Source organism: Serratia sp. JSRIV002 (assembly GCF_019968725.1).
Taxonomy (GTDB): domain Bacteria; phylum Pseudomonadota; class Gammaproteobacteria; order Enterobacterales; family Enterobacteriaceae; genus Chania; species Chania fonticola_B.
The window spans coordinates 3031005-3056246 of the sequence record NZ_CP074143.1 but is presented as its reverse complement, the minus strand read 5'-3'; the positions used below and the strand labels follow the sequence as shown (position 1 = coordinate 3056246).

General features: G+C 54.1%; 22 protein-coding genes. 13 read left to right on the top strand and 9 right to left on the bottom strand.

The features are described from left to right. The first annotated feature begins 12 nt into the window (after positions 1-12). The 7 genes from KGP26_RS14395 (at position 13) to KGP26_RS14365 (ending at position 6012) form a co-directional block, all read left to right on the top strand. A complete protein-coding gene (locus KGP26_RS14395) occupies positions 13-765 on the top strand; it encodes an SDR family oxidoreductase (protein WP_021806439.1) in 753 nt (250 codons plus the stop codon). Between the two features lie 23 nt (positions 766-788). Then, positions 789-1607, top strand: a complete 819-nt coding sequence (locus tag KGP26_RS14390; protein ID WP_223664141.1) for an outer membrane lipoprotein-sorting protein — start codon at positions 789-791, stop codon at positions 1605-1607. 20 nt (positions 1608-1627) lie between these two features. After that, positions 1628-3013, top strand: coding sequence for a hypothetical protein (locus KGP26_RS14385; RefSeq protein WP_223664139.1), 1386 nt, complete (start codon positions 1628-1630; stop codon positions 3011-3013). Further along, positions 2988-3971: an ACP S-malonyltransferase gene (locus KGP26_RS14380; RefSeq protein ID WP_223664137.1), complete on the top strand. Its 984-nt coding sequence runs from the start codon at positions 2988-2990 to the stop codon at positions 3969-3971. Before KGP26_RS14385 ends, KGP26_RS14380 begins: the two co-directional genes overlap by 26 nt. A 7-nt stretch (positions 3972-3978) precedes the next feature. Then, complete coding sequence (locus KGP26_RS14375; RefSeq protein WP_223664135.1) at positions 3979-5025, top strand: hypothetical protein; 1047 nt, start codon at positions 3979-3981, stop codon at positions 5023-5025. Positions 5026-5260: 235 nt separating this feature from the next. Next, complete coding sequence (locus tag KGP26_RS14370; RefSeq protein WP_181817521.1) at positions 5261-5707, top strand: STM2901 family protein; 447 nt, start codon at positions 5261-5263, stop codon at positions 5705-5707. Then, on the top strand, positions 5707-6012 hold the full coding sequence (locus KGP26_RS14365; RefSeq protein WP_223499563.1) for a DUF1493 family protein: 306 nt from the start codon (positions 5707-5709) through the stop codon (positions 6010-6012). Before KGP26_RS14370 ends, KGP26_RS14365 begins: the two co-directional genes overlap by 1 nt. A gap of 73 nt (positions 6013-6085) precedes the next feature. Here the strand turns inward: KGP26_RS14365 and KGP26_RS14360 are convergent, their stop codons facing one another. Together KGP26_RS14360 and KGP26_RS14355 are read right to left on the bottom strand one after the other, a co-directional pair. Next, positions 6086-6499 carry an Hcp family type VI secretion system effector gene (locus KGP26_RS14360; protein WP_223664133.1) on the bottom strand — a complete coding sequence of 138 codons (414 nt, stop codon included), beginning with the start codon at positions 6497-6499 and terminating at the stop codon, positions 6086-6088. After that, complete coding sequence (locus tag KGP26_RS14355; RefSeq protein WP_223664132.1) at positions 6480-6692, bottom strand: hypothetical protein; 213 nt, start codon at positions 6690-6692, stop codon at positions 6480-6482. Before KGP26_RS14355 ends, KGP26_RS14360 begins: the two co-directional genes overlap by 20 nt. A 403-nt stretch (positions 6693-7095) precedes the next feature. On the opposite strand from KGP26_RS14355, the gene KGP26_RS14350 reads away from it, so the two are divergent. After that, positions 7096-7701: a nitroreductase family protein gene (locus KGP26_RS14350; RefSeq protein WP_024530294.1), complete on the top strand. Its 606-nt coding sequence runs from the start codon at positions 7096-7098 to the stop codon at positions 7699-7701. A 40-nt stretch (positions 7702-7741) separates the two neighbouring features. Here the strand turns inward: KGP26_RS14350 and KGP26_RS14345 are convergent, their stop codons facing one another. Genes KGP26_RS14345 through KGP26_RS14335 form a run of 3 tightly spaced genes read right to left on the bottom strand, consistent with a single transcriptional unit; the run spans position 7742 to position 14084 of the window. Continuing rightward, positions 7742-9964, bottom strand: coding sequence for a virulence factor SrfC family protein (locus KGP26_RS14345; RefSeq protein ID WP_223664131.1), 2223 nt, complete (start codon positions 9962-9964; stop codon positions 7742-7744). Beyond that, a complete protein-coding gene (locus KGP26_RS14340) occupies positions 9961-12891 on the bottom strand; it encodes a virulence factor SrfB (protein ID WP_223664130.1) in 2931 nt (976 codons plus the stop codon). Before KGP26_RS14340 ends, KGP26_RS14345 begins: the two co-directional genes overlap by 4 nt. Continuing rightward, positions 12891-14084: an SrfA family protein gene (locus KGP26_RS14335; RefSeq protein WP_223664128.1), complete on the bottom strand. Its 1194-nt coding sequence runs from the start codon at positions 14082-14084 to the stop codon at positions 12891-12893. The genes KGP26_RS14340 and KGP26_RS14335 overlap by 1 nt, the downstream gene beginning before the upstream one ends. Positions 14085-14276: 192 nt before the next feature. Between KGP26_RS14335 and KGP26_RS14330 the strand changes: the two genes are divergently transcribed. Together KGP26_RS14330 and KGP26_RS14325 are read left to right on the top strand one after the other, a co-directional pair. Next, positions 14277-15248: a sensor domain-containing diguanylate cyclase gene (locus tag KGP26_RS14330; protein ID WP_059200840.1), complete on the top strand. Its 972-nt coding sequence runs from the start codon at positions 14277-14279 to the stop codon at positions 15246-15248. A gap of 103 nt (positions 15249-15351) precedes the next feature. After that, positions 15352-15855, top strand: coding sequence for an N-acetyltransferase (locus KGP26_RS14325; protein WP_094981250.1), 504 nt, complete (start codon positions 15352-15354; stop codon positions 15853-15855). A 123-nt stretch (positions 15856-15978) separates the two neighbouring features. Here the strand turns inward: KGP26_RS14325 and KGP26_RS14320 are convergent, their stop codons facing one another. After that, the gene (locus KGP26_RS14320; protein WP_223664125.1) at positions 15979-16995 is read right to left on the bottom strand and encodes a LacI family DNA-binding transcriptional regulator; all 1017 of its coding nucleotides are present in this window, start codon (positions 16993-16995) and stop codon (positions 15979-15981) included. Positions 16996-17747: 752 nt separating this feature from the next. Here KGP26_RS14320 and KGP26_RS14315 point away from each other — a divergent pair. Next, the gene (locus KGP26_RS14315) at positions 17748-18494 is read left to right on the top strand and encodes an SDR family oxidoreductase (protein WP_021177938.1); all 747 of its coding nucleotides are present in this window, start codon (positions 17748-17750) and stop codon (positions 18492-18494) included. Positions 18495-18506: 12 nt separating this feature from the next. Then, positions 18507-20123, top strand: coding sequence for an FGGY-family carbohydrate kinase (locus KGP26_RS14310; RefSeq protein ID WP_223665657.1), 1617 nt, complete (start codon positions 18507-18509; stop codon positions 20121-20123). A 35-nt stretch (positions 20124-20158) separates the two neighbouring features. Here the strand turns inward: KGP26_RS14310 and KGP26_RS14305 are convergent, their stop codons facing one another. After that, entirely contained in the window at positions 20159-21034 is an 876-nt protein-coding gene (locus tag KGP26_RS14305; protein ID WP_021177940.1) for a LysR family transcriptional regulator, read from the bottom strand. A gap of 132 nt (positions 21035-21166) precedes the next feature. On the opposite strand from KGP26_RS14305, the gene KGP26_RS14300 reads away from it, so the two are divergent. Next, positions 21167-22054, top strand: coding sequence for a class A beta-lactamase FONA-11 (locus KGP26_RS14300; RefSeq protein WP_021806421.1), 888 nt, complete (start codon positions 21167-21169; stop codon positions 22052-22054). Between the two features lie 89 nt (positions 22055-22143). Here the strand turns inward: KGP26_RS14300 and arcA are convergent, their stop codons facing one another. Both arcA and KGP26_RS14290 read right to left on the bottom strand, forming a co-directional pair. Then, positions 22144-23418 carry an arginine deiminase gene (gene arcA, locus KGP26_RS14295; RefSeq protein ID WP_021177942.1) on the bottom strand — a complete coding sequence of 425 codons (1275 nt, stop codon included), beginning with the start codon at positions 23416-23418 and terminating at the stop codon, positions 22144-22146. Positions 23419-23433: 15 nt separating this feature from the next. Continuing rightward, positions 23434-24963 (bottom strand): amino acid permease, encoded by a 1530-nt coding sequence (locus KGP26_RS14290; RefSeq protein WP_223665619.1) that lies wholly within the window; start codon positions 24961-24963, stop codon positions 23434-23436. Positions 24964-25242 lie beyond the last annotated feature (279 nt).

Here is a 25242-nt window from a genome sequence, read left to right as displayed (position 1 = left end):
GAGAGAAGAGACATGTCAAAGGGACAAACCGTACTCATTACCGGCGCAGGCCGTGGCATTGGTATGGCGATCGCCGAAAAACTGGCGCAAGAGGGCTATGACCTGATCCTCAACTACCGCAAGGATCAGGGGAAAAGTGCGGCCAATCTGCAACGCTTTGTCGCCGCAGAAACCCGCGTGAAGGTGACCTTGGCCAAAGCGGATATCGCCGAACCGCGCGATATCAGTGAAATGGTGAAAAAGCTCAGACAGCAGGGGATCGAACGTATCGATCATCTGGTGCTGAATGCCGCCGCCGCGCCGTTCAAAGCCTTTATGGACATGACGCGCAGCGACTGGAAGCTGTTGCTCAATACCAACCTGATCGGCAACACCGCCTGCGTACAGGAAGTGGTACCGATGATGCCTCAGGGCGGTACGATCTGCGTGATTTCCAGTCTAGGCAGCCAGCGCGTATTGGAAAAATACCCGCTCGGCATCGCTAAATCGGCACTGGAAAATCTGGTGAGCTACCTGGAGGTGGAACTGTATGACCGCAATATCCGGGTCAACGGCATCTGCGCCGGGGTGGTGAATACCGATATGTTGCCGTACCTGGACGAACTGTGGTCAGCAATGTTCGAACGTTGGAATAACGCACCGCGCCGCTGGAAGGTGGAGCCGGAAGAGGTGGCCAACATTACCGCGTTTCTGGTCTCTGACCAGTCGAGTGCGATACGTGGCAGCACCCTGATTGCCGATCTTGGCATGATGCTGGATATATAGCCCCATAAACAAGGAGCGTTCCCATGAAATATCAATTAGCTGGATGCCTGATTTTACTGGGTCTGTCGGTTATGGCTCAGGCGGCAGATCCGTTGGATCGTCATCAACTGAATAGCCTGATCCAGGAGGATCTGCAGGCCCGTGAGATTATCCGTCGTGCCGATAGAGTGAGGGCACCCGACCGGCCTTTCCGCTATACGCTGACATTGCTGGAACATAAGGGAGGGCGTGATGTCACGGAGAACCAGCAGGTGCTGGATATTTCCATGCGCTTCTATAAGCCTTCGGAGCAGGTAGAGAAAGGGGATGCGCGTGCGCTGGTGCGCTTTATCTCCCCGGTACGTGACAAAGGTAAAGCCTTGCTCTCCGATCTGGACAAAATGTGGTATTACGCACCAGACCTGCGGCGGCCGATCCCCATTTCCCGCCAGCAACGCCTGGTGGGGCAGATCTCTAACGGTGACGTGGTTGCCGCAGACTTTGATTACTCCTATATCTCCCGGTTGGTGGGTGAAGAGGCCTGTGGCCAGACGATCTGCTACAAACTTTCGTTACAGCGCCGTTGGCCCTATGTCACTTATCCAGCGATCGGTTACTGGGTGGAAAAAGACACTGGTTTCCCTAGCCGGGCCGATTTCCTTTCCGCCGACGGTGTGCCGATCAAGCGTTCGTACTATCGCGATTATCAGCAGGTGTTGGGCCAGATGCGGCCAACTACCATCGTGGTGGAAGACGCGCTGCGCAAGGATAACTACACCACCATGCGTTACAGCGACATCCGGTTGGAATCGTTGCCGGAAAGCAACTTTCAGAAAGAGTATCTGCTGAGGTTGAACGGTTGATGGCGAGCAGGCGATCCCCGATGAGCGGGGTTCTGCTGCTGGTGGGTGCCTATAGTAGCAGCGGTTGGGCGGTTGACTGTCTTATCCAGCGCGGTTACGCGGGCATGGAGGGGATATCGTCCCATTCCTCGGACTCATTATGGCAGTTTGACGCCCCGGCATTTCGTAACAACGCTATAGCCAATCTGTACCTTTCCGGCGTGGCGCGCTGCACGTTGACCGAAACCCTCAGCGTCAAGGCGCAGGCCAGCGGTGAGTACGCTATCCAGGCACGTCAGCCGGGAGTTCTGGAGGATCAGCGCCGCCAGGGGCTGGGCATACTCAACGAGGCTACTGCCAGTTGGGCGGTCAGCGACAGTGGGTACATCGATGCCGGTAAGGTACGTAAAACCAGTGGTTATCTGTTCTCGGTTGCGCCGCTCGACCTGCTGCGCAATATCAGCAGCAATATGCGTAGCGTACGAGTGTTTGGCCTGGGGGAGCGCGGGCGCAACTTCTACGATGAAGGGGCGTATGGCATCAGCAGCTCATGGTACCGCAATGAAGGGACCTTCACGTTAGCGGCCTTTCCGCGCCTCAAGCGCAACAACCAGCGTCAGGAAGCCGCTTCGGAATGGGACGCGATCCTGCGTACCAACAGTACCGACAGATACTATGCCAGTTACACCGCGACCGGGCTGAAGGCGTTCAACCCGACTTTTTCACTACTGGCTGGCGAGCGGAAAACCGTGGCGTTAGGTACTAGTGGCAACCTGACGGATATGCTGATCCTCAGCGTTGAGGGGGCGATTTCCCATGGGCAGACCTGGCGTCATCTGGACATGGCTTGCGCACGTGCCATGCGCCAACTTGCCAATGTGCAGGAGCCGTTCAAAATGCGCGCCAATGGTGTGCAAGCGGATATCGGCGTTGGCCTGCGTTACACCACTGGCGACCAAAGCGAATACGGCGCGGAATATTATGGTCAGAGCCAGGGCTACAGCCGCAGTGAGTGGCAGGACAACGTCGACACCATTCGCTTCGTTAATGGGGGTTACGGGCAGTCATTGCCACCGCTACCGACATCGTTCATGGCGGATATCCGTAACGCCTATCAGCAGTACTCCCGCATGATGGCGGCAGAAACCGATAACGTTGGGCGGGGCGGCGACCTGCTCGGCAAACACTACCTCACCCTCTATACGCGCACCAATAAAGAGCAGGTCGGCAGTATCGACTGGTCGGTCTCCGGCATGGTCAACCTGGTGGATGGCAGCAACGTGCTGAATCTGCACCTGAGCACGCCGCTCAAAAACAACATTGAGGCTTACACCGGCGTTGCCGCCAGCTTCGGCAGTAAAGAGAGTGAGTTTGGCACCTTCGGAGAAAAAGGAAATATCTATGCAGGTATGCGAATCAATTGGTAATACACCGGCCGCAACTCACGTCGCGGACGGTTGGATGATGATTTTCCCAGGACAAGGATCCCCGGCGATCGGCATGGGCAGCGATGTCTGTGATGTTTCACCGGGCACCAGGGCGGTGTGGGATTGTGCCAGCGATGTTTCCGGGCTGGATGTACGCAAACTGTGCCAGAAAGGGCCGATGACACGCCTGACCAAAACCCTTTATCAGCAGTTGGCCGTCACCACCGTTAACGCCGCCATGCTGACGTTGTTACGCGAACGGACTCCCGTGTTGGAAAGCGGTTATGCCGGGCATAGCGCAGGTGAATATACCGCGCTGTATGCCGCCGGGGTAATGGATCTGGAAACGCTGTTCCGCGCGATCACGCTGCGCGCGACCATCATGCAAAACCTGGCCGAACAGCGCAAAGGGGCGATGTATGTGGTCAAACCCTACAGCCATGATGCGCTGCGCGAGCAGATCGACAATCTTGGGTTGGGAACCGTACTCAACGTGTGCTGTGACAACGGGCATCAACAGCAAGTGGTAGGAGGGGAACTGACCGCAGTTAAAACCCTGGTTAATCATCTGGCGCGCCATGGGGTAAATACTATCAAGTTGGGCGTCAATGGCGCCTGGCATACACCGTTGATGCATGATGGAGTGGCACAGATGCGCCAGGCATTGGCCGACCTGCCATTTTCTGCGCCGGTTTGCCCGCTGATCATGAACAGCAGTGGCAAGGCGGAATATAGCGTGGCGCAGATCAAGGAAAACCTGGCGTTGCACCTTATCCATACCGTGCGCTGGCGTGAAAGTATGGATCGGTGGGCCCAGATGGGACATCGACGCTACCTGGAGATCAGCAACAAGAAAATCCTCAGCCACCTGTTGGCGGAGCACTACGGGGCTGTCGAGGATTACCATATCCAACACTATTACCATATCGTTGGCAGCAGCGTTAAGCATGCGGGATAAGGGCGATATGATGCCAATATTGACTACTTTCAGCCAAAGATACATGCGAGGAGCCGTGATCCCCGTGGTGTTGGTCTCCGCTATTCTGACCTCGTCATTGATCCGCAACGTCATTGACATTACTCTGCCGGAGATGATTGCCGGATTGGGGGCGATCTGTCTGTCGATTGTCTGGAGCATGATGCGCGATGGTCAAGGTTACTGGGCGTATAGCGTATTTACCTTGAGGGTGTTTAAAAACCCGCAAGCGGTCGCGGGCCAGTATAAAGAGCGTAAAACAGCAGGGATGGCGAAATTGCTGTACCAGCCTGGCTGGGCTTCTTTGGTCATACTGTGCCTGGCGGCGGCACTGAGCGGACTGATATGGCTGTGCGGCCCAGACTGGCATTATCCCTTGATTGTGCTGCTTGGTGTCTTGGTGCTGCCAGCCTTGATGGTGGTTCAGTTAGGCAAATCAGCGCCGTTCAATATCCTGCTGGCCTTGAAGTCCTACAGTGAGCCCGAAAGCTATCGCCCTCGGCAGCGCCGCTTGTCAAGATTGGTGGCCGAAGATTTGCTATTGAATCTGCTAACCAATTTCGCCCTGGTCTTGCCGATTGCCCGTAAGCCCGCATTTAGCCTGGTTCCCGGCTATGCCGATCCTGCTTTTATCGTCGCGTTTATGATCCTGGTGGGGGCGGTGACGCTGTTTATGCTGGCGTTTGCCAGCCGGACACGACGTTATGTGCTGTTTGGGGAGTTACTCAATGGCACGCTGGACGCCCACTCTGTGCCTGCTGCTCCCTGGGCGTTCACCGGCAAGCTGACGCGTTGGCAGCGTGGTCTGCTCTGGCTGCTGGCTTCGCAGCTGTGGGCTATTGCGATCTGCCTGGTGTTTGCGGCATTGAAGATCACTCCGCAATTTATCCCGCTATACCTTTGTGCATTGTTGCCGTTGCTGGTTGTTTACTGTGCGGAACGCTATCAGACCTTGTATAACAACTACAATGACGCGCTGGAAATGCACAAACGCCATCAGGTATATGCCAATAACGATGCCAAAACGATGAAGTAATTCATGGGGGGCTTCTGGCGCCCCCCATGTGACTAGGGAAGTCTGCGGTTATTGGATATTGAAGAAGCCAACGCGCAACAGCACTTCAGCGACCACAATCAACCCGCTGCCTAAGGTAAGCAACCGCTTGTTGATGCGTTGGGAACGCCAGCAGAATGCCAGTGCGCACCAGTTTTAAACTCATTGTTGAAAGTGGTATGATGATAACCATTACTTGATGTGGAGAATGGGTAGAATGGATACTACCGAAGAACTCAATGGCACGTATTACTATCACGGAATAGACAATGTCACCGCTCAAGAATTGTTTTGGATAATTTTTGTAGAAGAGTTTGCCAAGCATGAAGGGCTTACCATAGAAAGCGCGGCGATGATCATCATTGGCTGGCCTCTGATACCAAAACAAAAAGGGTTAGGGAAATCAACCTGGGGGACAAGCATAGCCTCTATAGCCTCTCGAAGGATCTTTAAAGATATGCGTTTTGCTGGACAAGTAGAAACGCCTGTCGGTTTTATGAAAACCCGTATGACCAGCAAGATCGGGACAGCCGTAGGGCGATATGCCCCCTATGTGGGTTACGCACAGGCGATGATCGTTTTTAGCATCATAGCTAAAGAAACACGGAATAAATACAATCTGATTGCACGACCTGAACACCGTATTGAATGGACGCCTTTCTAATGGTCGATGAAAACGAAATCCTAACATACCTCACTGAAAAATATAGTCTGCATAAAAAGCCCGTCCTTAAAGAATGGACTTTTCAAGAGCACTTTAATTTTGTTCAGGAAGAGTTAGAGGAAATGCTCGTTGACCTGTTCACACGTTACAAGATATCGCATGATAACTTTGATTTGGATGAATACTTTGAACCGGAATGGCCTGTATGGTTGTGGTGGAAGAAGCTACAACGAAGAGTATACAAACCACTCACGGTCAATATGTTCATAGAATCCGCAAAAGCGGGAAAATGGCTGTATCAATAAGAGATTCACTGCCCCCTGTCTTATCATACAGCCTATACGATTATGTTATAGACACGGTTTATGCCGTTAACGCTTAAAAGACCCTATCATCCCAAATGCTATAACCAGACGTACCGGCCATCCGGTGATTCCAGGAAATGGATTTATATTTAAGGACGATCTTCTCATGCGGCATCATATCATTATCATTTATGGAATGCGGATAGATACATGTAATATCGACAATGCTGGCTTCCGTCAGTTTAATTTCGTAGTAAAGCTCTAACTGTCCTGTCGTATTTATTCTGTAAAAATAAAATATCGCTTCTATAAGCTCATTGTCAGAAATTGCCATCGCTAACAGGGGCGAGGACTTATCAATAGGTTTAATAAAGTGAATAGGATGATGCTGTACGTTCTGCTCACGCGTGATACTATGATCTAACTCTAATACTTGTGCTTGGTCTTCATGACCTGTCTGGGTTCTGTTACCAATAGGTACGCCCATCTGAGACTTTCATTTCAGCGGAGTCGGTTTTCATTATGCCAAACAACGAAATACATCGTTTCATTATTAGCGCCATTTTTTCTTCAGGCGCTAATGGGCTTTCACTCAAACTATGGCTAATTTGTTCTGACAATTCAGCCATGGCCGGGGATTGATGACCGAAAAAAGTCCGTGTTTCTTTCTCTTTGTCCATCTGAGTCACTCCCTTTATTAGGGCGGAAACCCAAGCTTGAAAAAGTGTACACTAAGTATGCTTTTTTAACAATATTGCCAAGATTAGCACAGTGGGACCCACCCTTGTCATCAGTAATACAGATTAACTATAAACAACTGGGGTTGTCTATAAAAATGCATGCGTAGTAGTTTCTGTTATTCAAAATTAAAATATCAGCCCATTGTTTCATTATAAAAACGTATGTTATTGACGCTTTTATCTATGCCTGATGGGGGGAGGTAAAAAATGTGAAAAAAGACGTTGCTATTTTACTTGACGGCGGCAGGGGATGCCCTGAGCCAAACGGAGCACAAATCCCGGTGGACAGAGGCTGCGAAAAAGCGACAATAAGCGGGTTAACTTAATCAAAGGACATGAAGTAATGCATACACTTGACGCTATTGAGCAACGCCGCGCGACCAAACAGTTCGATACCCAGCATGTAATGACGCTGGATGAGAAGAAGGCGCTGCTCAATATTGCCCTGCAAAACACCCCTAGTGCTTTCAACCTGCAGCATTGGCGCCCGTTGTTGATCGAAGATCGTGCCCAGCGAGAGCATATCCGCGAGGTGGCCTGGGGCCAGGCGCAGGTGACTGATGCCTCGATGCTGGTTGTGCTGTGTGGCGATCTGTCCAGTTGGGAATCCCAGGTGAAAAACATCTGGCGTGAAGCGGCGGAACCGGTGCAACAGTTTATGTTGCCTGCTGTCGACCAATATTACCGTGGTAAGGCTCAGGTACAGCGTGATGAAGTGATGCGCAGCAGCGGCCTGTTTGCTCAGACGTTGATGCTGGCAGCCAAGGCTCAGGGTTATGACTCTTGCCCAATGGACGGCTTTGATTTTGACGCCGTGGGCAAAATCATCAATAAGCCAGAGCACTACCAGATTGCGCTGATGGTGGCGATTGGCAAGGGCATCGGCCAACCTTATCCGCGCATTGGTAAGTTGCCGGTTGATGAGATTGTGCAGATCGACCGTTTTTAATTGAATTGCCTCTCTCCCCGAAGGGAGAGAGGTTGCTGAACTAACCCATTCCCTGAAGAATTTTTCCCAAGCGTTCACGCTGTTGTTCACTCAGCGCTTGCCCACCGCCGTGGCCCGCATTCTCAGTGATTAATTGATATAACCCCACCAGCCAATCGTATATATACAGCGCCGTGTTATTGATCGGCTCGACAGGTAATGCGGTCATGCGTAGCTCGGCGCTCTGGCTGGGTTTGGTAAAGATCTTATGGCCGCGGTTAATGCGGCTTTCTGGCCGTTGCGCCTGCGGACGCAGCTGGAAGCCAAGCCAGGCAACAAAATCTCCCAGTATCGTCAAGGTACAGGCGATTTGCCGCTCGACGTGATTTTCCCTGCTGTGGCCCACGAGTCCCGGTTCGGCCAAGGCATTCCCTAAGCGTTGCCAGATACCCAGCCGGAAACTGGCGGTGATCAACTCATCGGCCAGCGTGGTCAAGGTAGCTGTTTCAACGGCCAGCAGGTCGATTAACGCACGATGATCGGCCAGATTACGCAGTTGGGTGATCCATAGCTGTTGCACCTGCAAAACCACGTTAGCACCAGACTCTAGCGGAGATGCCGCTGTAGGTTGCTCGTCAAACAGATCTAGCTCGATCGCCAAAGGATCGTCGTTATGTGGGCGATCTTGCTGCTGCTGGCAAAAGAGAGGCAGTAGGGCGTTGCGGTCTGGCAACAGGTGCTCCAGCAGTTCGCCATGCAGCGTGGTGCGGCCCTGCAACGCTTTTACCGTAGCCTTGGCGAGGGGCGCTTTATCCTCGGTTGCCACGTTGAACCAGCGGCCAAGCAGGTTATGCCGTAACTCTTGCTCATGACGATCGAAACGTTGTTGCAGGCGGTTATGGCGGGCTGCGACATTCACCGACGTGAGCAGGTAGTCGGTCATACGCCGGACTTCATCTTCATTCATCGCCAGTAGCGTTCCCCAAACCTCGCCGGGTTGGCCAACGTACCGTTGGACGGCTTGGTCAAAATGGGCCGACGAACGCCGATCGCACGGGGTAAATGCCCAGATCAAATCGGGATGGCCACGGCTATCGGCTTCCTGATGTTGTTGTACCCAATGATCCAGCGCCTGGCCGACCATTGTGGCTTCTTCACGGCAGGCCGCAGCATGGCAGACGATCAAGGCTTGCATGGCCTGTTGGTCGCTATAACGTTGCAGCAGCGTGAGGCTCTTGGCCTGCTGCAGACTCTCGTCGTCTGCTCTATAGGCAGGTAGATCCAGATAATCGGTTGACGCAAAGCCGCTATGGGCCGGGTGGCTCTGTAAAGGGATCAACAACTCTGCGGTCAATAACCTGAGGTCTGCCAAGGGCATCGTCATCACGCCGTTATCGAGTTTGAGCTGAACCTTGTCATCGGTCTCTTCCAGGCTTGCTGGCATCAGGATGCCATAGCTGGGCTGCTGATTTTCATCCGTCAGCAGGCTGAGCGGAGCCCGTACGCTTGCTGCGCCCTCCAGTTGATCCAAGCGGTAAGCCAGACGGCGATAACATGCGGTTAATGCCGGTTCTTTCCCCCATAGCGGAGCAAACAGCTGCGCCCGGTCGTCAACGGACAGATAGGGAGCGATAGCCAAGGCGTTTGGCCAGTATTCGCTGTCCCAACGATGTTGTAACTGTGGGTCGTCGCTGCGCAAGCTATCCCAGAGGGTAACGATATCATCGGCACCGATACCTGGCACTGCCTGAGGTTGGCAACGTTTTGTCAAAGAGGTGATGAGCTCTTCGACCTCTGTTTTTTCTATTGTCTGTTGCGTATGGCTGCTACGCGCCAACATCCACACTAACTCTACCGACGTCAGCAACTGAAGCTGCACCGGATAATCAGGATCTTGTTGAGGTACGGCGTGGCTAAAGCGGATCGCTATCCCTACGGCGGAGTGTCCCGGACGAATATGCGTCAGGTAATCCAGCGTTTTACCGGCGAAGGTAGTCGCCAGGCAGTCTGGCTCGGCCGTAGCTAGCGAGGCGATAAGATGATGTTTTGCCGCTTGCGAACGGCCATAAAAGCCCAGTGCTCCGCGTTGAGTAGCAGCAACCGCCAGCCGTTGAAGCCGGATGCGGCAACGGCGTAGATTAAGCATCAAGGTAGGCGCTTCCAGTGCGAAACGGGGCGTCTGCAGGCGGGTATTATCCGCCCAGGCCAGCGCCTGAGCGATACCTTGATTTAATAACGGCCAGCGCTGGCTAAGCGGGGAGATTGGGGAAATGGCTGACTTCATGCAAAAACGCTCCCGCTGTCGATCCAATAGTGGGTAGCCCCGGTGGCACTGTCGATCAGCGTATTCAATTTGAGTTGCAGATGTTCGGTGGGCACCGGGCTACCGTCTTCCAGTTCGGCGCTAGTGATGCTCCAGCGAGCGGGAAAGTCCGGCTGCGGAGCAATTTTAACCCGTAACAGGTTATCGCCAGCCAGGTTACGCGCCAGTTGCGGATCGATAATCGTCAGGGTAAACAGCGGGGCGGCGGGCCAGTGCTCGTTATCTAACTGGCGGAATCCCAGGTACAACGCACCGTTGAGGGCAAAGCTGACGTTGCTGTCCAAACCGCCATCCGGGGTATCCAGATCGAGCTCGGCATAGAAAACCTGATTGGCAGGCAAGCGGTTATCCGCATCCAGGCGGCCCAGATAACGCACGGTTGAATAAGGGCGGAAATCGGCCGCCTTGAAGTAAACGCCTGGTAAACGCAATTCCAGCGCTAACAGGCACAGCATGGCACCGACCGCCGCAGTGGATTTGGGATTATCGATCCGCCCTTGCTGGCTGAAAGGATACCAGCCGCTGGTGTGATAACCATCCAGCGAAACGATGCGGTTGATCGGCACCGGCTGTAGCTGTCGGAACAGGGCCTGAATGCCGGGGAAACGGGAAGGGCGGCCAGTGAGCAGCAGCACATCGCAGTTGTGCAGGGCGATCACCTCGGTCAACAACCGCAGATTGCGGGTAAGCGCCATGCGCGGTGCCAGGAATTCACCATGCAAGTGGCTCAGCCGTAGAATGAGCGGCGTCTGCAAAACATCGAAAAGTTCCGCCTCTGCCGGTAAACCGCGTTGTACCGCAGCATTGATATATTTCAATACGTTATCGGTAGGCCTTTGCGTTAACAGTTCGCCCAGCACGGCGTCGATCTCGCTGCGAGTCTGCACCGGGGTGAAGCTTTCATAACGTTCCAGGATCGCTTGAGCGAGCGGGATGAAAAGTTGCAGTGTCACTTGTTGCTGTAGCACTGGGCTCTCGTTCTGGCCAAACAGTTCGGCCATCAGGGCTGCCGGTTCCGCCACGCCGATGCGTTTGAACTCGGCCTGTAGGGCGGGCAGCAGATACAGGCGGATCACTTCCAGCAGAATGTCATCGCCCGCCACCTTGAACCCTTCGCGGAATAACAGATGCGGGGTCACCTTGACGTTATTGCCAGCCGTCTCTTCCAGACGGTACTGGGTGATCGCCAAATCGGTGGTGCCGCCGCCGATATCCACCGAAGCAATACGCAGCGTTTTCCCCGGTTCAGCGGAGTCCGGACGTGCCATGGCGCTAAAGAACGCCTCAGCCTGACCCGCGAAATTGACCTGGATTTCGTTATACAGATAGACCATCTGGCCGCAGGTGGCCTCATCCCACTCCATCTGCACGGCGGGGACCGGCACCGAACTGGCTATGCCGTTCAAGTCTTCATCTGCCGAATGCCAACCCATGCCTTGCCACACTAGCGCGATCGCCTCATGCATCCGCTGACGGAAGATTTCACGTTCCGGTACCGGCATGGCGGAAGGCAGGGTCAGTATGATATTACGCAAACGGCGAGGTGCTGCGCCGTCACGCAAAGAGAGCCGCTGGGCCACGCTGTTGATCTGCATCAGCGCCTGGGCCAACAGTTCGCTCAACATCAAGGCCATCAGCGAACTGCGGCTGTAGTTTGGGGTGAAAACCGGCAGGCGTTCTTCCGGTGGCAGGCTGGATAACGGCTGGCCTTGGTCATTGATCAACAGAGCCAATGGTGTCGCGATAGCAGGCGGTTCCTGTAGGCTTTGCTCTGCCGTACGGTTGAAGCGCCAGCCAGGGCCGTAACTCTCCTCATCCCACAGATAGCGCCGTGGGCTGGACAGGCCGGTTGATGCCGTATCGCCTTGCCGCTGCTGAGCCAAGCGGCAGGCTTCATGGCCGACTCGGGTCAGGGAAGGCCAGAGAAACGCATCGTCGCGGCCACTTTCAAACGAGTAATTCGCCTTGCCAAAGTTGGCGGGGGCGAACTCCGTGCGGCTGGAAAACAGGCCTTGGTGTAGATAATGCGGTTCGCTGAGATCGCGCAGTTGCAGTTCATAGCTGTGTTTCAAGCCGTTGCGTTCCGCCGGGTGATCTTCTACCAGGATGCCGCAGGTATGAGAGTTGCCGACATCGAGGATCAAATCCACATTCACGGCGGGTTGCTGCACATCGCTACCTAGAGTGATATTAGGTACGTTTAGCTGGCTGGCCAGCAGCTCCAGCAGGTTCAGGTAGTGCGCCTGATATTCAAATTCACGCAGCGAAGCGTTGATATTACGTTCCGGGCGCTGCTCCAGGGCGATGGCCTGTTGGGTAAAGACCTCACGTAGCCAGCCGTCAACCCAGGTGGCATCCAGGAAATCACCCAGATCCTGACTATGGTGTGCTAGCGCAAAGCTCAGCCCAGTAGCGATGTCCTGCTGATTGGGAGCCAACTGTTGGTTTTCATGCCCTGCAGGATAGGTTTGCGTGTCAAATGCCAACGTGATGCGCAGCGTATGGCCTTGCCGGTCCGGCTGCTCCAACCGTCTGATTTGCATACGCGCCCAGTTGTCCGGCCCGCTGAGAAAACTGTTTGGCGGGTTGAAGCGCAAGAACGGCAGCGGTAACCAAACGCGATCTAGCAGCCGCAATGATTGTTCCAGAGGAAAGCTGAATTCCGGACGTACCATTTCGGCCGGTTCGCCGGGGGCCACCGGCAGGAAATAGCGATCCTTGGCCTGATGATAGTTCAGCCGCAGCAGTGGGCCGTTGGCAGTCTGACGGACAAATTTGCCCGGTCGCTCGGCGTCCAACACCGGCGTAAGGGAGAAGTCCAGAAATTGGATCCCGCTGTTGGGTATCAGCGTAACGCGCTGCGGATATGCGATGGGGGTCGCCAACATTATTTACTCTCGCGCTTGATCGTCATAGGGAATACCGTTTCGTTGTTGCCATAACGCCCGCTGCATTCTGCGGCGGCGCCAGCTTCACCTTGCTTACACACCAGTTCCGGCATTTGATAACGGGAACCGTCGCTGCAACGGGCCTTGGTACGGCTGTTGATCACCAGATTGCCGGACTGCATCAGACCGGCGTTGACCTCGACCCGGCAGGTGACTTTGTCACCCTGTACGATCCTGGCGGTGCCCTTGCCACGGCTAAACTGATATAGCAGGCTCGGCGGTTTGCCGGTCAGCGGATCCTTGATCGCCAAGGTGACGCGCCATTTGCCGTTGAGGAAAGCGGTAGAACCGACCTTTACCGCTTCGGAGGGTAACGTCAGCGCCAGTTTATCGACCACTACCGGCGTGAGGACCGGCGGAGGAAGCACCTCCGCATAGCCTAATGGCAACTGTAGAGCGGCCGCAGTAACAACCGGCTTGGGTTGTACCTTGGCTGGCTCAACCGTTTTTATGGCTGGCTGAGGGGTTGGTTTAGGGAGCAACAACCAAATCGCGGCGGCCAGAATGAAAACAGCAGGCAGTAGCAGCAGCCACCAGGCATGGTGAGGCTTGTCATCCGCCGTGGTTGGCAGAGGTGCTGGCGGCTGCGGTTCAGCAATGGGCTCAGCAATGGGTTCAATAATTGGCGGGGCGATGGGGGGCGCAGGGCGATCTTTCGGGCGCAGGCAATCCAAAGGCGCGTTGCTGATCTTGCCATCGGCTTTCACGCAGCCCCAGAAGGTGATCACCGGTTTGCCATCCACCAGGAAAACGGCGTTCTGATCCGGGAACTGCATGGCCTTGCTGAGCAGCGTCGCAAACATTTGCAAGTTGGCTTTACCGCTGTGGCGAGCGCGTAGACTGATGGCTTCTGCGGTGGTCTGGAAATGTTCCAGCAGCGGCAAGGCAGCCGCTCGGGCGTCGTCATCAGCCGCCAGCCAAGAGATCGCCCGCCCAGCAATGGGCGCATACCAGTCAATGCGATCGCCTTGCGCGTTGGGGATCGGGATCGCCAGGCAATCCGCTACGGCTGACTGTTGCTGAAGGCGCAACGCCTCACGCAACTGCGACGCCAACGCATAAACAGGTTGTCCATTTTCGCCCAATGTAAGAACGTCATCTAGATTGCCACTGCGTAAAAAGGGTTTTGCCACACCGGATGCCTTGCTTTTAAGCCTAAACGGCTAGTTTAGGTGGCGATAGCCTAATCAAACGTCTGAAAACAGGGGCAAAGTGGCATCTGTTTTGTGCATCGGATTGCCAGCGGTGGCGAACGATATTATCCTGCAACTAGCTGTCTTGCTTTCCCGAGAAAGACCTTGAGTTTAATTGGAGTGGATGTAGCGATGAAAACGCCAGAGATACCTGCGAATGAAGTACAGCGATTGAAGGCTCTGCGTTCCCTGCATCTGTTGGACACTCTGCCAGAAGAGCGCTTCGATCGGGTGACACGCATGGCCCGCCGGCTGTTCGGTGTCCCCATTGCCTTGGTGAGTCTGGTAGACGAAAACCGCCAATGGTTCAAGTCCAACTGTGGGCTGGGAGCGGCTACGGAAACGCCAAGAGATATTTCGTTGTGTGGTCACGCCATTCTGGGTAACGATATTTTGTTCATTCCCGATACGCTGCAGGACGATCGCTTTGCGGATAATCCTCTGGTCAAAGACTCGCCACACATCCGTTTCTACGCCGGTTGTCCACTGAGCTACTCCGGCGATCTGAAGATGGGGACCCTGTGCCTGATCGACGATAAACCCCGGCAGTTTGATGCCGAAGATGCGGTGGCGCTGCGCGATCTGGCCTCGATGGTCGAAGATGAGCTACGTGCCTTTCAGGCATCAACTTCTGACGAACTGACGCAAATATCCAATCGCCGTGGCTTTATCTCCCTGGCAGGTCACATGCTGCAACATTGTCAGATGAAAGGGGTTAAGGCCAGCCTGATATTTATCGACCTCGATAAATTCAAATTGATTAACGACACTTTCGGCCATGGGGAAGGTGACCGGGCGTTAATCTATTTTTCCGAGCTGATGAAACGGGTGTTTGGCTATTTTGACGTGATAGCCCGTTTGGGCGGTGACGAGTTTGTCGCGCTGATGGGCAGCCGTAGCAAAAGCGAAGCCGAACAGGGAATTTTAGCCCTGCAACGCTACGTGGATGAACATAATGCCTCGCAGATCACCCCTTACCAACTGGCGTTCTCCTATGGCATCGTCGAGTTTGATCCCGCCACGCCCCATAGCCTGGAAACCTTGCTGGCAGAAGGGGACTCCACCATGTACCGGATCAAGAAATCCAAGTGTATGCGGAGTTAATCGGCAAGTTATTCGCCGCACCAGACTTATGTTGAATCGATGGCTAATTCGATAGGGTAGTACTCAGCATGCGTTACGTTACTATTAAGTGTGAGACAGTAGATTGAAAACAAAACAGTCAAAAATCCCCAAATCAATTTATAGGCCCATGCATTGCGACGAGTTTGACCTCTGGGCGGACCTCTCTTTAAATGACTATATTGAAGACCTGATGACAAATCATCGGTACAGCCGTAAAAAAGCCCAGGAAGAAGCGTCGAAATCATTTAAAACAGCCTTGCCGGCGGGTATCAATACTCAAAATAACCATTTTAGAACTTATGAACATGACGCTCAGGCTGTGGGATATCTGTGGTTCAGCTTGGAGGATAACTCAGTTTTTTTGTCAGATATAATGCTTATCCCAGAGTTTCAGGGTAAGGGGATGGGCAGGGATTTTATCCGTGCGTTTCTGAATGAGCTGACTGGCCAGGGCGTGTATGAGGTAGAACTAAGAGTGTCCCCGGATAATCAAAGGGCTTTAAAGTTATATAAAGAGGTTGGTTTTCGGATAACGGGTTTTGATATGAGTCTTTTGCTGGAACCCGAGTTATCAGAAATCCGTTAATCATAATGTTTGGGGACAATGGTTTACTTCTGATTGCCTGCTTACATCGCCTGTTATATTCAGAAAAAAAGATTATTAATCCCGACTCCCTTACCGTGCATTTTGCTGTGGACTGCAGTTACCTCAAATCATCTCTGGGAAGATCGGCGGTATTTCAATCAGTTGCTTTTCTTGGGAGTTGGCATCGATCAGCGCAAATGCCGCCTGCAACATCTTGTTGACGTCCTGCTTCACCATCACGATGTCATGGCCTAATAACAGTACGAAAGGGTCCCAGTCAAAGCAGCCCATCACCGGCTGCTTATCACCGCGATAGCCAGACGCCACCAACCAGCGCATCACGCCTTCAAGCGAGATCGTCGAGTTGACGAATAGCCCGGTTTGCAGATCGCCGCCTTGAGCCATAAAGGTCTTCATCGCCAGTTCGGCCTTGTCTGGGGAATAGCCGCAGGCCAACAGGTTCTCTTCGATGACCTCAACGCCTAACTGCCGGTGGGCATCTCTGAAGCCGCGCAGGCGTTCCGTAGTGTTATGGTCAACCCCGCGCCCCCCTACGAAGATCAGCGGCTTGAGGTAGCCTAGCCGTTTTTCACAGTTGGCCAGAATTCGTAACGTCAGCTCTTTAGCCCCGGCATAGTTATCGGTGATCACCGAAGGGGCGAGGGTGCCTGGCAGATCGAGATTCAGCGTTGAAATACCGGAAGCAGCGCAGACCTCGGTGATATTGTCGGGGGCGGTGGCACCGGTGGAGATGATCCAGTCAACCTGATAGGAAAGCATGGTGCGCGCCGCTTCGATTTCCAGTTCAGGATCGCGGCTGGTGCAGGTAATCACCGGGAACAGGCCGCGTTCACGAGCCATCGATTCGAATAGCTCGACGATCGAACCGAAATAACGGTTGTCATACTTGGGGACGATCATGCCGATCATGGTTGATTTGCGGCGGCGCAGCAGGCTGGCCTGCTGATTGACGGTATAGCCTTGTTCTTCGGCCAGGCGCAGGATTTTATCTGCCAGTTGGGCGCCAATGCGGCGCTTTTTCCAACTGCCATTGAGCACGGCGCTGACCGCACTTGAGGAGGCTCCGGCTAGTTCGGCCAGATCGTAAATCGTCGTTTTTTTTGCTTTGAACCCAGTCACAAATTTCGCTCCCCAATTTTCTATATCTTGACAGTAAAAATAAAAAGTAGCAATTATGCTCAATCGATTGAGCGTCGTGAGCAAAGAGTATGACACGGTGCGTAAACGTCCCCTCACCCCAACCCTCTCCCACAGGGAGAGGGGGCTGGAACGGCGTTAAGGTCAGGTGCGGAAGTGCGTTTCCAACCCTTGCAAATATCAGGCTGGGTCAGGAAAAGGGGTACGTTTTAGCCCTTGCGATTTAGGTGCTGAAGTTAGGCTCGATAGATAATCCGTGGCACGTTCGGTTCCCACAGGGAGAGTGGGCGGTACGGCGTTGAGGTCAACGGCGGTGGTGCGTTTCCAACCCTTGCAAAGATAAAGCCGGGTAAGGAAAAGGTACGTTATAGCTCTTGGTACGTTATAGCTCTTGCGAGTTCGGTGCTGAAATCAGGCACGGGAGCAAATCCGTGGCACGTTCGGTTCCCACAGGGAGAGTGGGCGGTACGGCGTTGAGGTCAGCGGCTGTGGTGCGTTTCCAACACTTGCAAATATCAGGCTGGGTCAGGAAAAGGGGTACGTTTTAGCCCTTGCGAATTCGGTGCTGAGGTTAGGCTCGATAGCTAATCCGTGGCACGCTCGGTTCCCTCTCCCTTTGGGAGAGGGTTAGGGTGAGGGGCAATATTGACAGCCAAATTTCTTAACTCGATGAACTCACACGCGGTGACTTCGTCGTGAAAATTTGATCTCTTGTTTAATAAAGGAACCCAACCATGACAGATTTCACCCAATTGAATTTCTCCCTCAAAGGTAAGGTCGCGGCGATAACCGGCGCGGCCTCGGGTATTGGCCTGGAGTGCGCGCGTATTTTCCTGCAGGCCGGGGCTAAAGTGGTGCTGATCGACCGTGACCAGGAAAAGCTGCAACGCCTGACCGATGAACTTGGCGAAAACGCGTATCCACTGGTCATCGATTTGCTCAACCCGCAGCAGGTTTCCGGCATGCTGCCCGGTATTTTAGCGGCGGCCGGGCGACTCGATATTTTTCACGCCAATGCCGGCGCCTATATTGGCGGCCCGGTGGCAGAAGGGGATCCGGACGTTTGGGATCGCGTGCTTAATCTCAATATTAACGCCGCGTTCCGTTCTGTGCAGGCAGTGCTGCCGCATCTGATCGAGCAAAAGTCTGGCGATATTCTGTTTACCAGTTCGATCGCCGGGGTCGTCCCGGTGATCTGGGAACCGATTTATACCGCCTCAAAATTTGCCGTTCAGGCATTTGTGCACTCCACACGCCGACAGGTGGCCCAATATGGTGTGCGGGTTGGCGCCGTGTTGCCGGGGCCGGTGGTTACCGCGCTGCTGGACGATTGGCCAAAAGCCAAGATGGAAGAGGCTCTGGCCAACGGCAGCCTGATGCAGCCAAGGGAAGTGGCCGAAGCGGTATTGTTTATGGTAACGCGCTCGAAGCATGTCACCGTACGTGATCTGGTGATCCTGCCAAATAGCGTCGATCTCTGATAGGTGAAAATGATGAACAATCAACAGCAGGTCGTTATTGGTGTCGATGTGGGTTCTGGCAGCGCACGGGCAGGGGTTTTTGATCTCTCGGGTACCATGTTGGCGCATGCCAGCCAAGAGATCACCCTGTTCCGCGGTCCGGAAAATTATGTTGAACAATCCAGCCGTGAGATATGGCAAGCGGTGTGTGCCAGCATCAAGCAGGCGGTTGCCGCATCCGGTATTGCCCCAGACAATGTGGCAGGCATCGGCTTTGATGCCACCTGTTCCCTGGTGGTACTCGATGCAGACGGCAACCCCCTGGCAGTAGGGCCATCTGAAGATCCCGACCGCAACATTATTGTGTGGATGGACCATCGGGCCACGGAGCAGGCCGAGCGGATCAACGCCACCGGACATCCGGTGCTCAACTACGTTGGCGGTAAAATCTCCCCAGAAATGGAGACGCCCAAGCTGCTTTGGCTGAAGGAGAACCGTCGTACGGTCTACGATAGCGCCTGGCAGTTCTTCGATCTGGCCGATTTCCTGACCTGGCGTGCCACTGGGGACTTGGCTCGCTCCGTCTGTACGGTGACCTGCAAATGGACCTATCTGGCCCATGAGAAACGTTGGGATCCGGACTATTTCCGTACCATCGGCCTTGAAGAGTTGGCAGACGAAGCGTTCCGCCGTATTGGGGATCGCATCCAAGAGCCCGGTACGACTTGTGGCGAAGGCTTGACGACAGAAGCCGCCAAAGAAATGGGATTAGTAGTGGGCACGCCCGTCGCCGTGGGCTTGATTGATGCCCATGCTGGCGGGATTGGTACCGTCGGTGTCGGCGGTGGCGTCACCAATAACCTGGCTTACGTGTTTGGCACGTCGTCATGCACGATGACCACTACGCAAAACCCGGCCTTTGTTCCAGGCGTTTGGGGGCCATATTACTCTGCAATGGTGCCGGGATATTGGTTGAATGAAGGTGGGCAGAGCGCGGCGGGGGCGGCGATCAAGCAGTTGGTTTCGTTCCACCCCGCGGCACCAGAGGCAACGGAGCAGGCTAAGGCATTGGGTATTTCACTGCCAACCTTGCTGGCCGATTTGGCACTGGCCAAAATGGTTTCTGCGTCGGAAGCGGCAAAACTCGCCAATGGCCTGCATGTGGTTCCCGAGTTCCTTGGCAACCGCGCCCCCTTTGCCGATCCCCATTCCCGTGCCGTGGTTGCCGGGTTGGGTATGGAAAGCAATCTCGATAATCTGGTGGCCCTGTATGTTGCTGGCATTTGCGGGATTGGCTATGGACTCAGGCAAATCCTCGATGCCCAGTCTCAGATGGGCGTCACCGTTGAGCAGATCGTGATCAGCGGCGGGGCTGGCCGTCATCCGTTGGTGCGGCAGTTGCTGGCGGATAGCTGTGGTTGCGCCGTGCTGACGACCAAGGCGGAAGAACCGGTATTGCTGGGGTCGGCTATCCTGGGTGCTGTGGCGGGGAAGGTTGCCGCCTCGGTGGAGCAGGCGATGGCGCAGTTTTCCGAGTTGGATAGCCAATATCAACCGAATGCGGATTTCCACCCGTTGCACGCTAACCGCTATGAGGCCTATAAGCTGTTGCAAAGCGCGGCCAAACTGATCCGTGAGGAGCTGCAATAAGTCTGCAAACTCGAGGGGCGCACCATGCTGCGCCCCTACGTATTATCTTCTGCCGCTTCCTTCAGTAACCATTCGCTAAATATTTCCATCGCCGGGGTCATTGCCTTCGATTTTAAATGGGTTAACCAATAACTGCCCATGTTGATTTCGGTAGCAAACGGGCGCACCAGCTGCGCGGTGGCGAGCTCCCGGGCAAACATTTTCGCTGGGGCTAACGCCACACCACCGGAATGGATGGCGCTCTCTATCATCAGACGGGATGAATCAAAGATGGCGCCATTCACTCTTACCGCCTGCAGACCAGCGGCGGCAAACCAGTTTTCCCACTCTTCAGCACGGTAAGAACGCAGCAAATCCTCCTGCAGCAGATCGGCAGGGGTAACGATCCGCTTAGCCGTAGCGGGGGTACACAACACGGTCAACGGAGCATCAAACAGCATTTCGTTATGGGTTGATGGCCACAAACCGGTACCAAAACGGATGGCGAAATCCAGCCCTTCGGCGGCCAGATTGACGACGTTATTGTTGGTGCGCAGCCGCAGTTCGACAAAAGGATGCTCTTGCCTGAACCGATCAAGACGCGGCAACAGCCAGCCCACGGCAAAGGTGCCAACGGCGGCCACGGTGAGCACCTCCTGGAATTGTCCCCCTTCAAACTGCCGGAAGGCTTTTTCAATATGACCAAAGGCGTCGGTTAACACGGCAAACAGCGCCCGTGATTCCTCCGTCATTTCTAAACCACGGGGTAAGCGTTTAAACAGCACCATGCCCAGGCGTTCTTCAAGCAGCCGCACCTGTTGGCTAACGGCGGCCTGGGTAACATAGAGCTCCAGCGCTGCCCGTGTGAAACTCAAATGTCTGGCAGAGGCCTCAAAAGCACGTAGGGCATTCAGGGGAAGATTAGAGCGCATGGGTATTATCCAAAAGATTTTCTTTATGCTAGAGAAAATTCTTGTCGCTTGTCAATAACGGCCTAACAGAGGATATTTCCCGCCATCTGAAAAGAACTCCGCTGCGTTAATCCATTTTATGTGAGGCAAAACATGGTTAGAAATACATTACGTCAAACCACCCTGATGGTCGCTACGGTTATGCCGTTGCTGTTCGGTAGCGCACCGTTATGGGCGCAACCCGCTAATGCCAAGGCCAATATTCAGCAGCAACTATCTGAACTGGAGAAAAACTCCGGTGGCCGCCTGGGCGTGGCGCTGATCGATACCGCCGATAATTCGCAGATCCTGTATCGTGGGGATGAACGTTTTCCCATGTGCAGCACCAGCAAGGTGATGGCAGTGTCGGCGTTGTTAAAACAGAGCGAGACGGATAAAAATCTTTTGGCTAAGCGGATGGAGATCAAACAATCCGATCTGGTCAACTACAACCCGATCGCCGAAAAACACCTGGATACCGGGATGACCCTGGCCGAGTTCAGCGCCGCCACTATCCAGTACAGTGACAACACGGCGATGAACAAGATCCTTGAGCATCTTGGCGGCCCGGCAAAAGTGACAGAATTTGCGCGTACTATCGGCGATAAAACCTTCCGTCTCGACCGTACCGAGCCCACTTTAAATACCGCCATCCCGGGTGATAAGCGTGACACCACCTCGCCGCAGGCGATGGCAAAAAGCCTGCAAAACCTGACCTTGGGCAAAGCGCTAGGTGAACCACAGCGTGCTCAACTGGTTGAATGGATGAAGGGGAATACTACCGGCGGAGCCAGCATTCGCGCAGGTCTGCCAACTACATGGGTGGTTGGTGATAAAACCGGCAGCGGTGATTACGGTACCACTAACGATATCGCCGTGATTTGGCCAGCGAACCACGCACCGTTGGTGTTGGTGACCTATTTCACGCAGCCACAGCAGAATGCCGAAGCCCGTAAAGACGTGTTGGCTGCGGCCGCCAAAATTGTCACCGCAGGACTTTGAATCGGGGATATTCACCGCGTAGATGCGCAGTGATTTTTTCAGCATAAAAAAGGCCGGAAAATCCGGCCTTTTCCGATCACGCCTGGCGATTAATAATCAATGGCATCGCGGATAATCGGGCAGGTCATACAGTGGCCGCCGCCACGGCCACGGCCCAGCTCACTACCGACAATCTCAATGACCTCAACCCCTTCTTTGCGTAGCTGGGTATTGGTTTTGGTATTACGATCGTAAGCCAGCACCACCCCAGGAGAGAGCGCCACCATGTTGTTGCCGCTGTCCCACTGTTGGCGTTCGGTGTCGTAGTCGTTGCCTTCGGTTTCCACCACCCGCAGTTTTTTCAGGTTCAGTGCTCCGGCAATGGCTTCAACAAAGGTGCCTTTATCGCGGCTCAGCTTCATGCCGGTTGGGCCAGAATCCGGGCGCAGCGAGAAGGTTTTGATCTGATTGACGATAGCCGGGTAGAGCGTCACTACATCGCGGTCGCAGAAGGTAAAGACCGTATCCAGGTGCATGGCGGCACGCAGTTTCGGCATGGCGGCAATCATCACTCGTTCAACGCCGGAATGTTTGTTGGCAAACAGCGCGGCGGCCAGCTGGGTGATCGCCTGATGCGAAGTACGCTCACTCATCCCAATCAGCACCGTTTTGTTGCCGATCGGCATCACGTCCCCACCTTCGAGCGTGGCGGTACCGTGGTGCACCGTTGGGTCCCCCCACCAGACGTTAACATTGGCTTCGCCAAAGTCTGGGTGGAACTTGTAGATCGCCGTGGTCAGAATGGTTTCTTCGTGACGGGCAGGCCAATACAGCGGGTTCAAGGTCACGCCGCCGTAGATCCAGCAGGTGGTATCACGGGTATATAAGGTATTCGGCAGCGGTGGCAGCAAGTATTCGGTAATGCCTACCGCTTCGCGGATCAGTTTCAGCTCTTCGTGGTCGGCATAGCCTTCTTTGGCCAGCTCGGTAGTGGAAAGGCCACCGATCAGCACCTCCGCCAACGCCCGTGGTGCCAGGCCATCAAGGAAGCTGCGGGTTTCATTCAAGATCCCCAGTGACACTTCATTAGGCACAATCTGCTGATCCAGGATCCACTTTCTGGCTTCGGGCAGCGCCAGGGTTTCAGCCAACAGGTTGTGCATTTCCACCACGTCCACGCCGTGTTCACGCATCTTGGTCATGAAGTCAAAATGGTCACGCTTGGCGCGCTCAACCCACAGCACGTCATCAAACAACAGCTCATCACAATTACTCGGCGTTAGCCGGTTATGCGCCTTGCCAGGGGCGCAGACCATGACTTTATGTAATTTCCCTACTTCTGAATGAACACCAAACTTGGACTGCGTCTTTTTTTTAGTCGACATAATGACTTGCCTCGATCAGATTGTGATAACGCCAGTGGCAATGCTGTAGATTGCAGCAACGGCGGCGACCATAACGATTACAAAGAGCCCCATCTCGGCCGGGGTGAACACTTTGGCGTGCTGTTCACGTTTGGCCATAATGTATAGCAGCGTGCCTGGGCCATAGATGATGGCGGAGAGCAGCAGATACTTCATACCACCGGCGTACAGCATCAGCAGTGCGTAGAAGGTGGCGATCAACGCGAAGATCAGATCCTTTTTATGATCGCGTTTGTCGGTTTCGTAGGTTTCGCCGGTCATGGCCAGCTTCAGCCCATAGGCACCCACCAGCAGGTACGGGATCAGCGTCAGGGAACTGGTCAGTTCGAGCGCCAGTTGGAAGGCGTAATCACTAAACAGCGTCAGGATTAAGAACACTTGAATGGTGATGTTGGTCAGCCAGACGGCAGAAGAGGGCACCGCATTGCTGTTTTCGGTAGCGAACACTTTCGGCATACTCTTGCTTTTCGCGGCGGAAAACAGCACTTCTGCCGCCAGCAAAGACCAGGAGAGATAAGCGCCCAGTACCGAAACAATCAGGCCCACGCTGATGAAGATCGCCCCCCAGCGCCCAACGATAGCTTCCAACACGCCCGCCATCGAAGGTTGGCGCAACGCCGCCAGATCGGGACGGAGCAGCACGCCGTAAGACAGCATGGTGATCAGCACCAACAGGCACAGCACCCCGATGAACCCCAACACCGTGGCAATCCCCACGTGGCTGCGTTCTTTGGCATAGCGGGAATAGACGCTGGCACCTTCAATCCCGAGGAAGACGAATACCGTTACCAACATGGTGCTGCGCACCTGGCTGAACAGGGATTCGGGTTCCGCGGTCGGGACGATGGCGGCGGCGGCATGACCTACATAGCCGTAGTCGTTAAGGTGAGAGAGATCGCCCACGCTTGCCAAAGAGGCTGCAGAGGCTGCGGTCTCTGGTGTTCCCCAGAAGTTGAGTGCAAACACTTCACTTTTGAAGGCAAAGATCAGCACAATGATAAAGATGAGGATCGGCAGGATTTTGGCGATGGTGGCAATGGTGTTGATCGCCGCAGCGCTTTTAACCCCGCGCAGTACCAGAATGTGGAATCCCCAAAGAATGACCGAGGCAAACAACACCGCGGGAATAGTATTGCCGTCGCCAAATATCGGGAAGAAGGCCCCCAGGGTAGATTTGATCAGCACAAAGTAAGAGACGTTACCAATACAGGTCCCGGCCCAGAAGCCAAGTGCAGAGGCAAATCCTAGATAATCACCGAATCCGGCTTTGGCATAGATAAACACGCCGGAATCGAGATCGGGTTTACGTTGCGCCAGCGTTTGAAACACAAAGGCCAGCATTAACATCCCGCCGCCCGCAATACACCAGGCGATAATGGCACCAAACCCTCCCGTAGCGCGTCCAAAGGTAGCCGGTAAAGAAAATATACCGGCCCCTATCATGGAGCCCACTACCAGTGCGGTGAGTGACCATAGGGACAGTTTATTCGTTGATGAGCTCGTCATGGTTTTCCTTACTGACACCAAGTCAAATAAAGTATTGCGTAATTAAAGGATAACGTTACCAACCGACTTACGATTAAATCATAGTCATAACCGGCAAATTTTCCTGTCGCAAATAACTTTTTTCTTCAACATCAGCACTGTTGATTCCGATTGCAGGTGAAATGCTGTCGCCTGGCGGAATAAAAAACCAATCATGAGAATATTCTTGATTAACAATCATTTAAAGCTAATGAAATTGATGATAATGCTTTATTTTGGCGGGTTGTAACTTGCAGATAT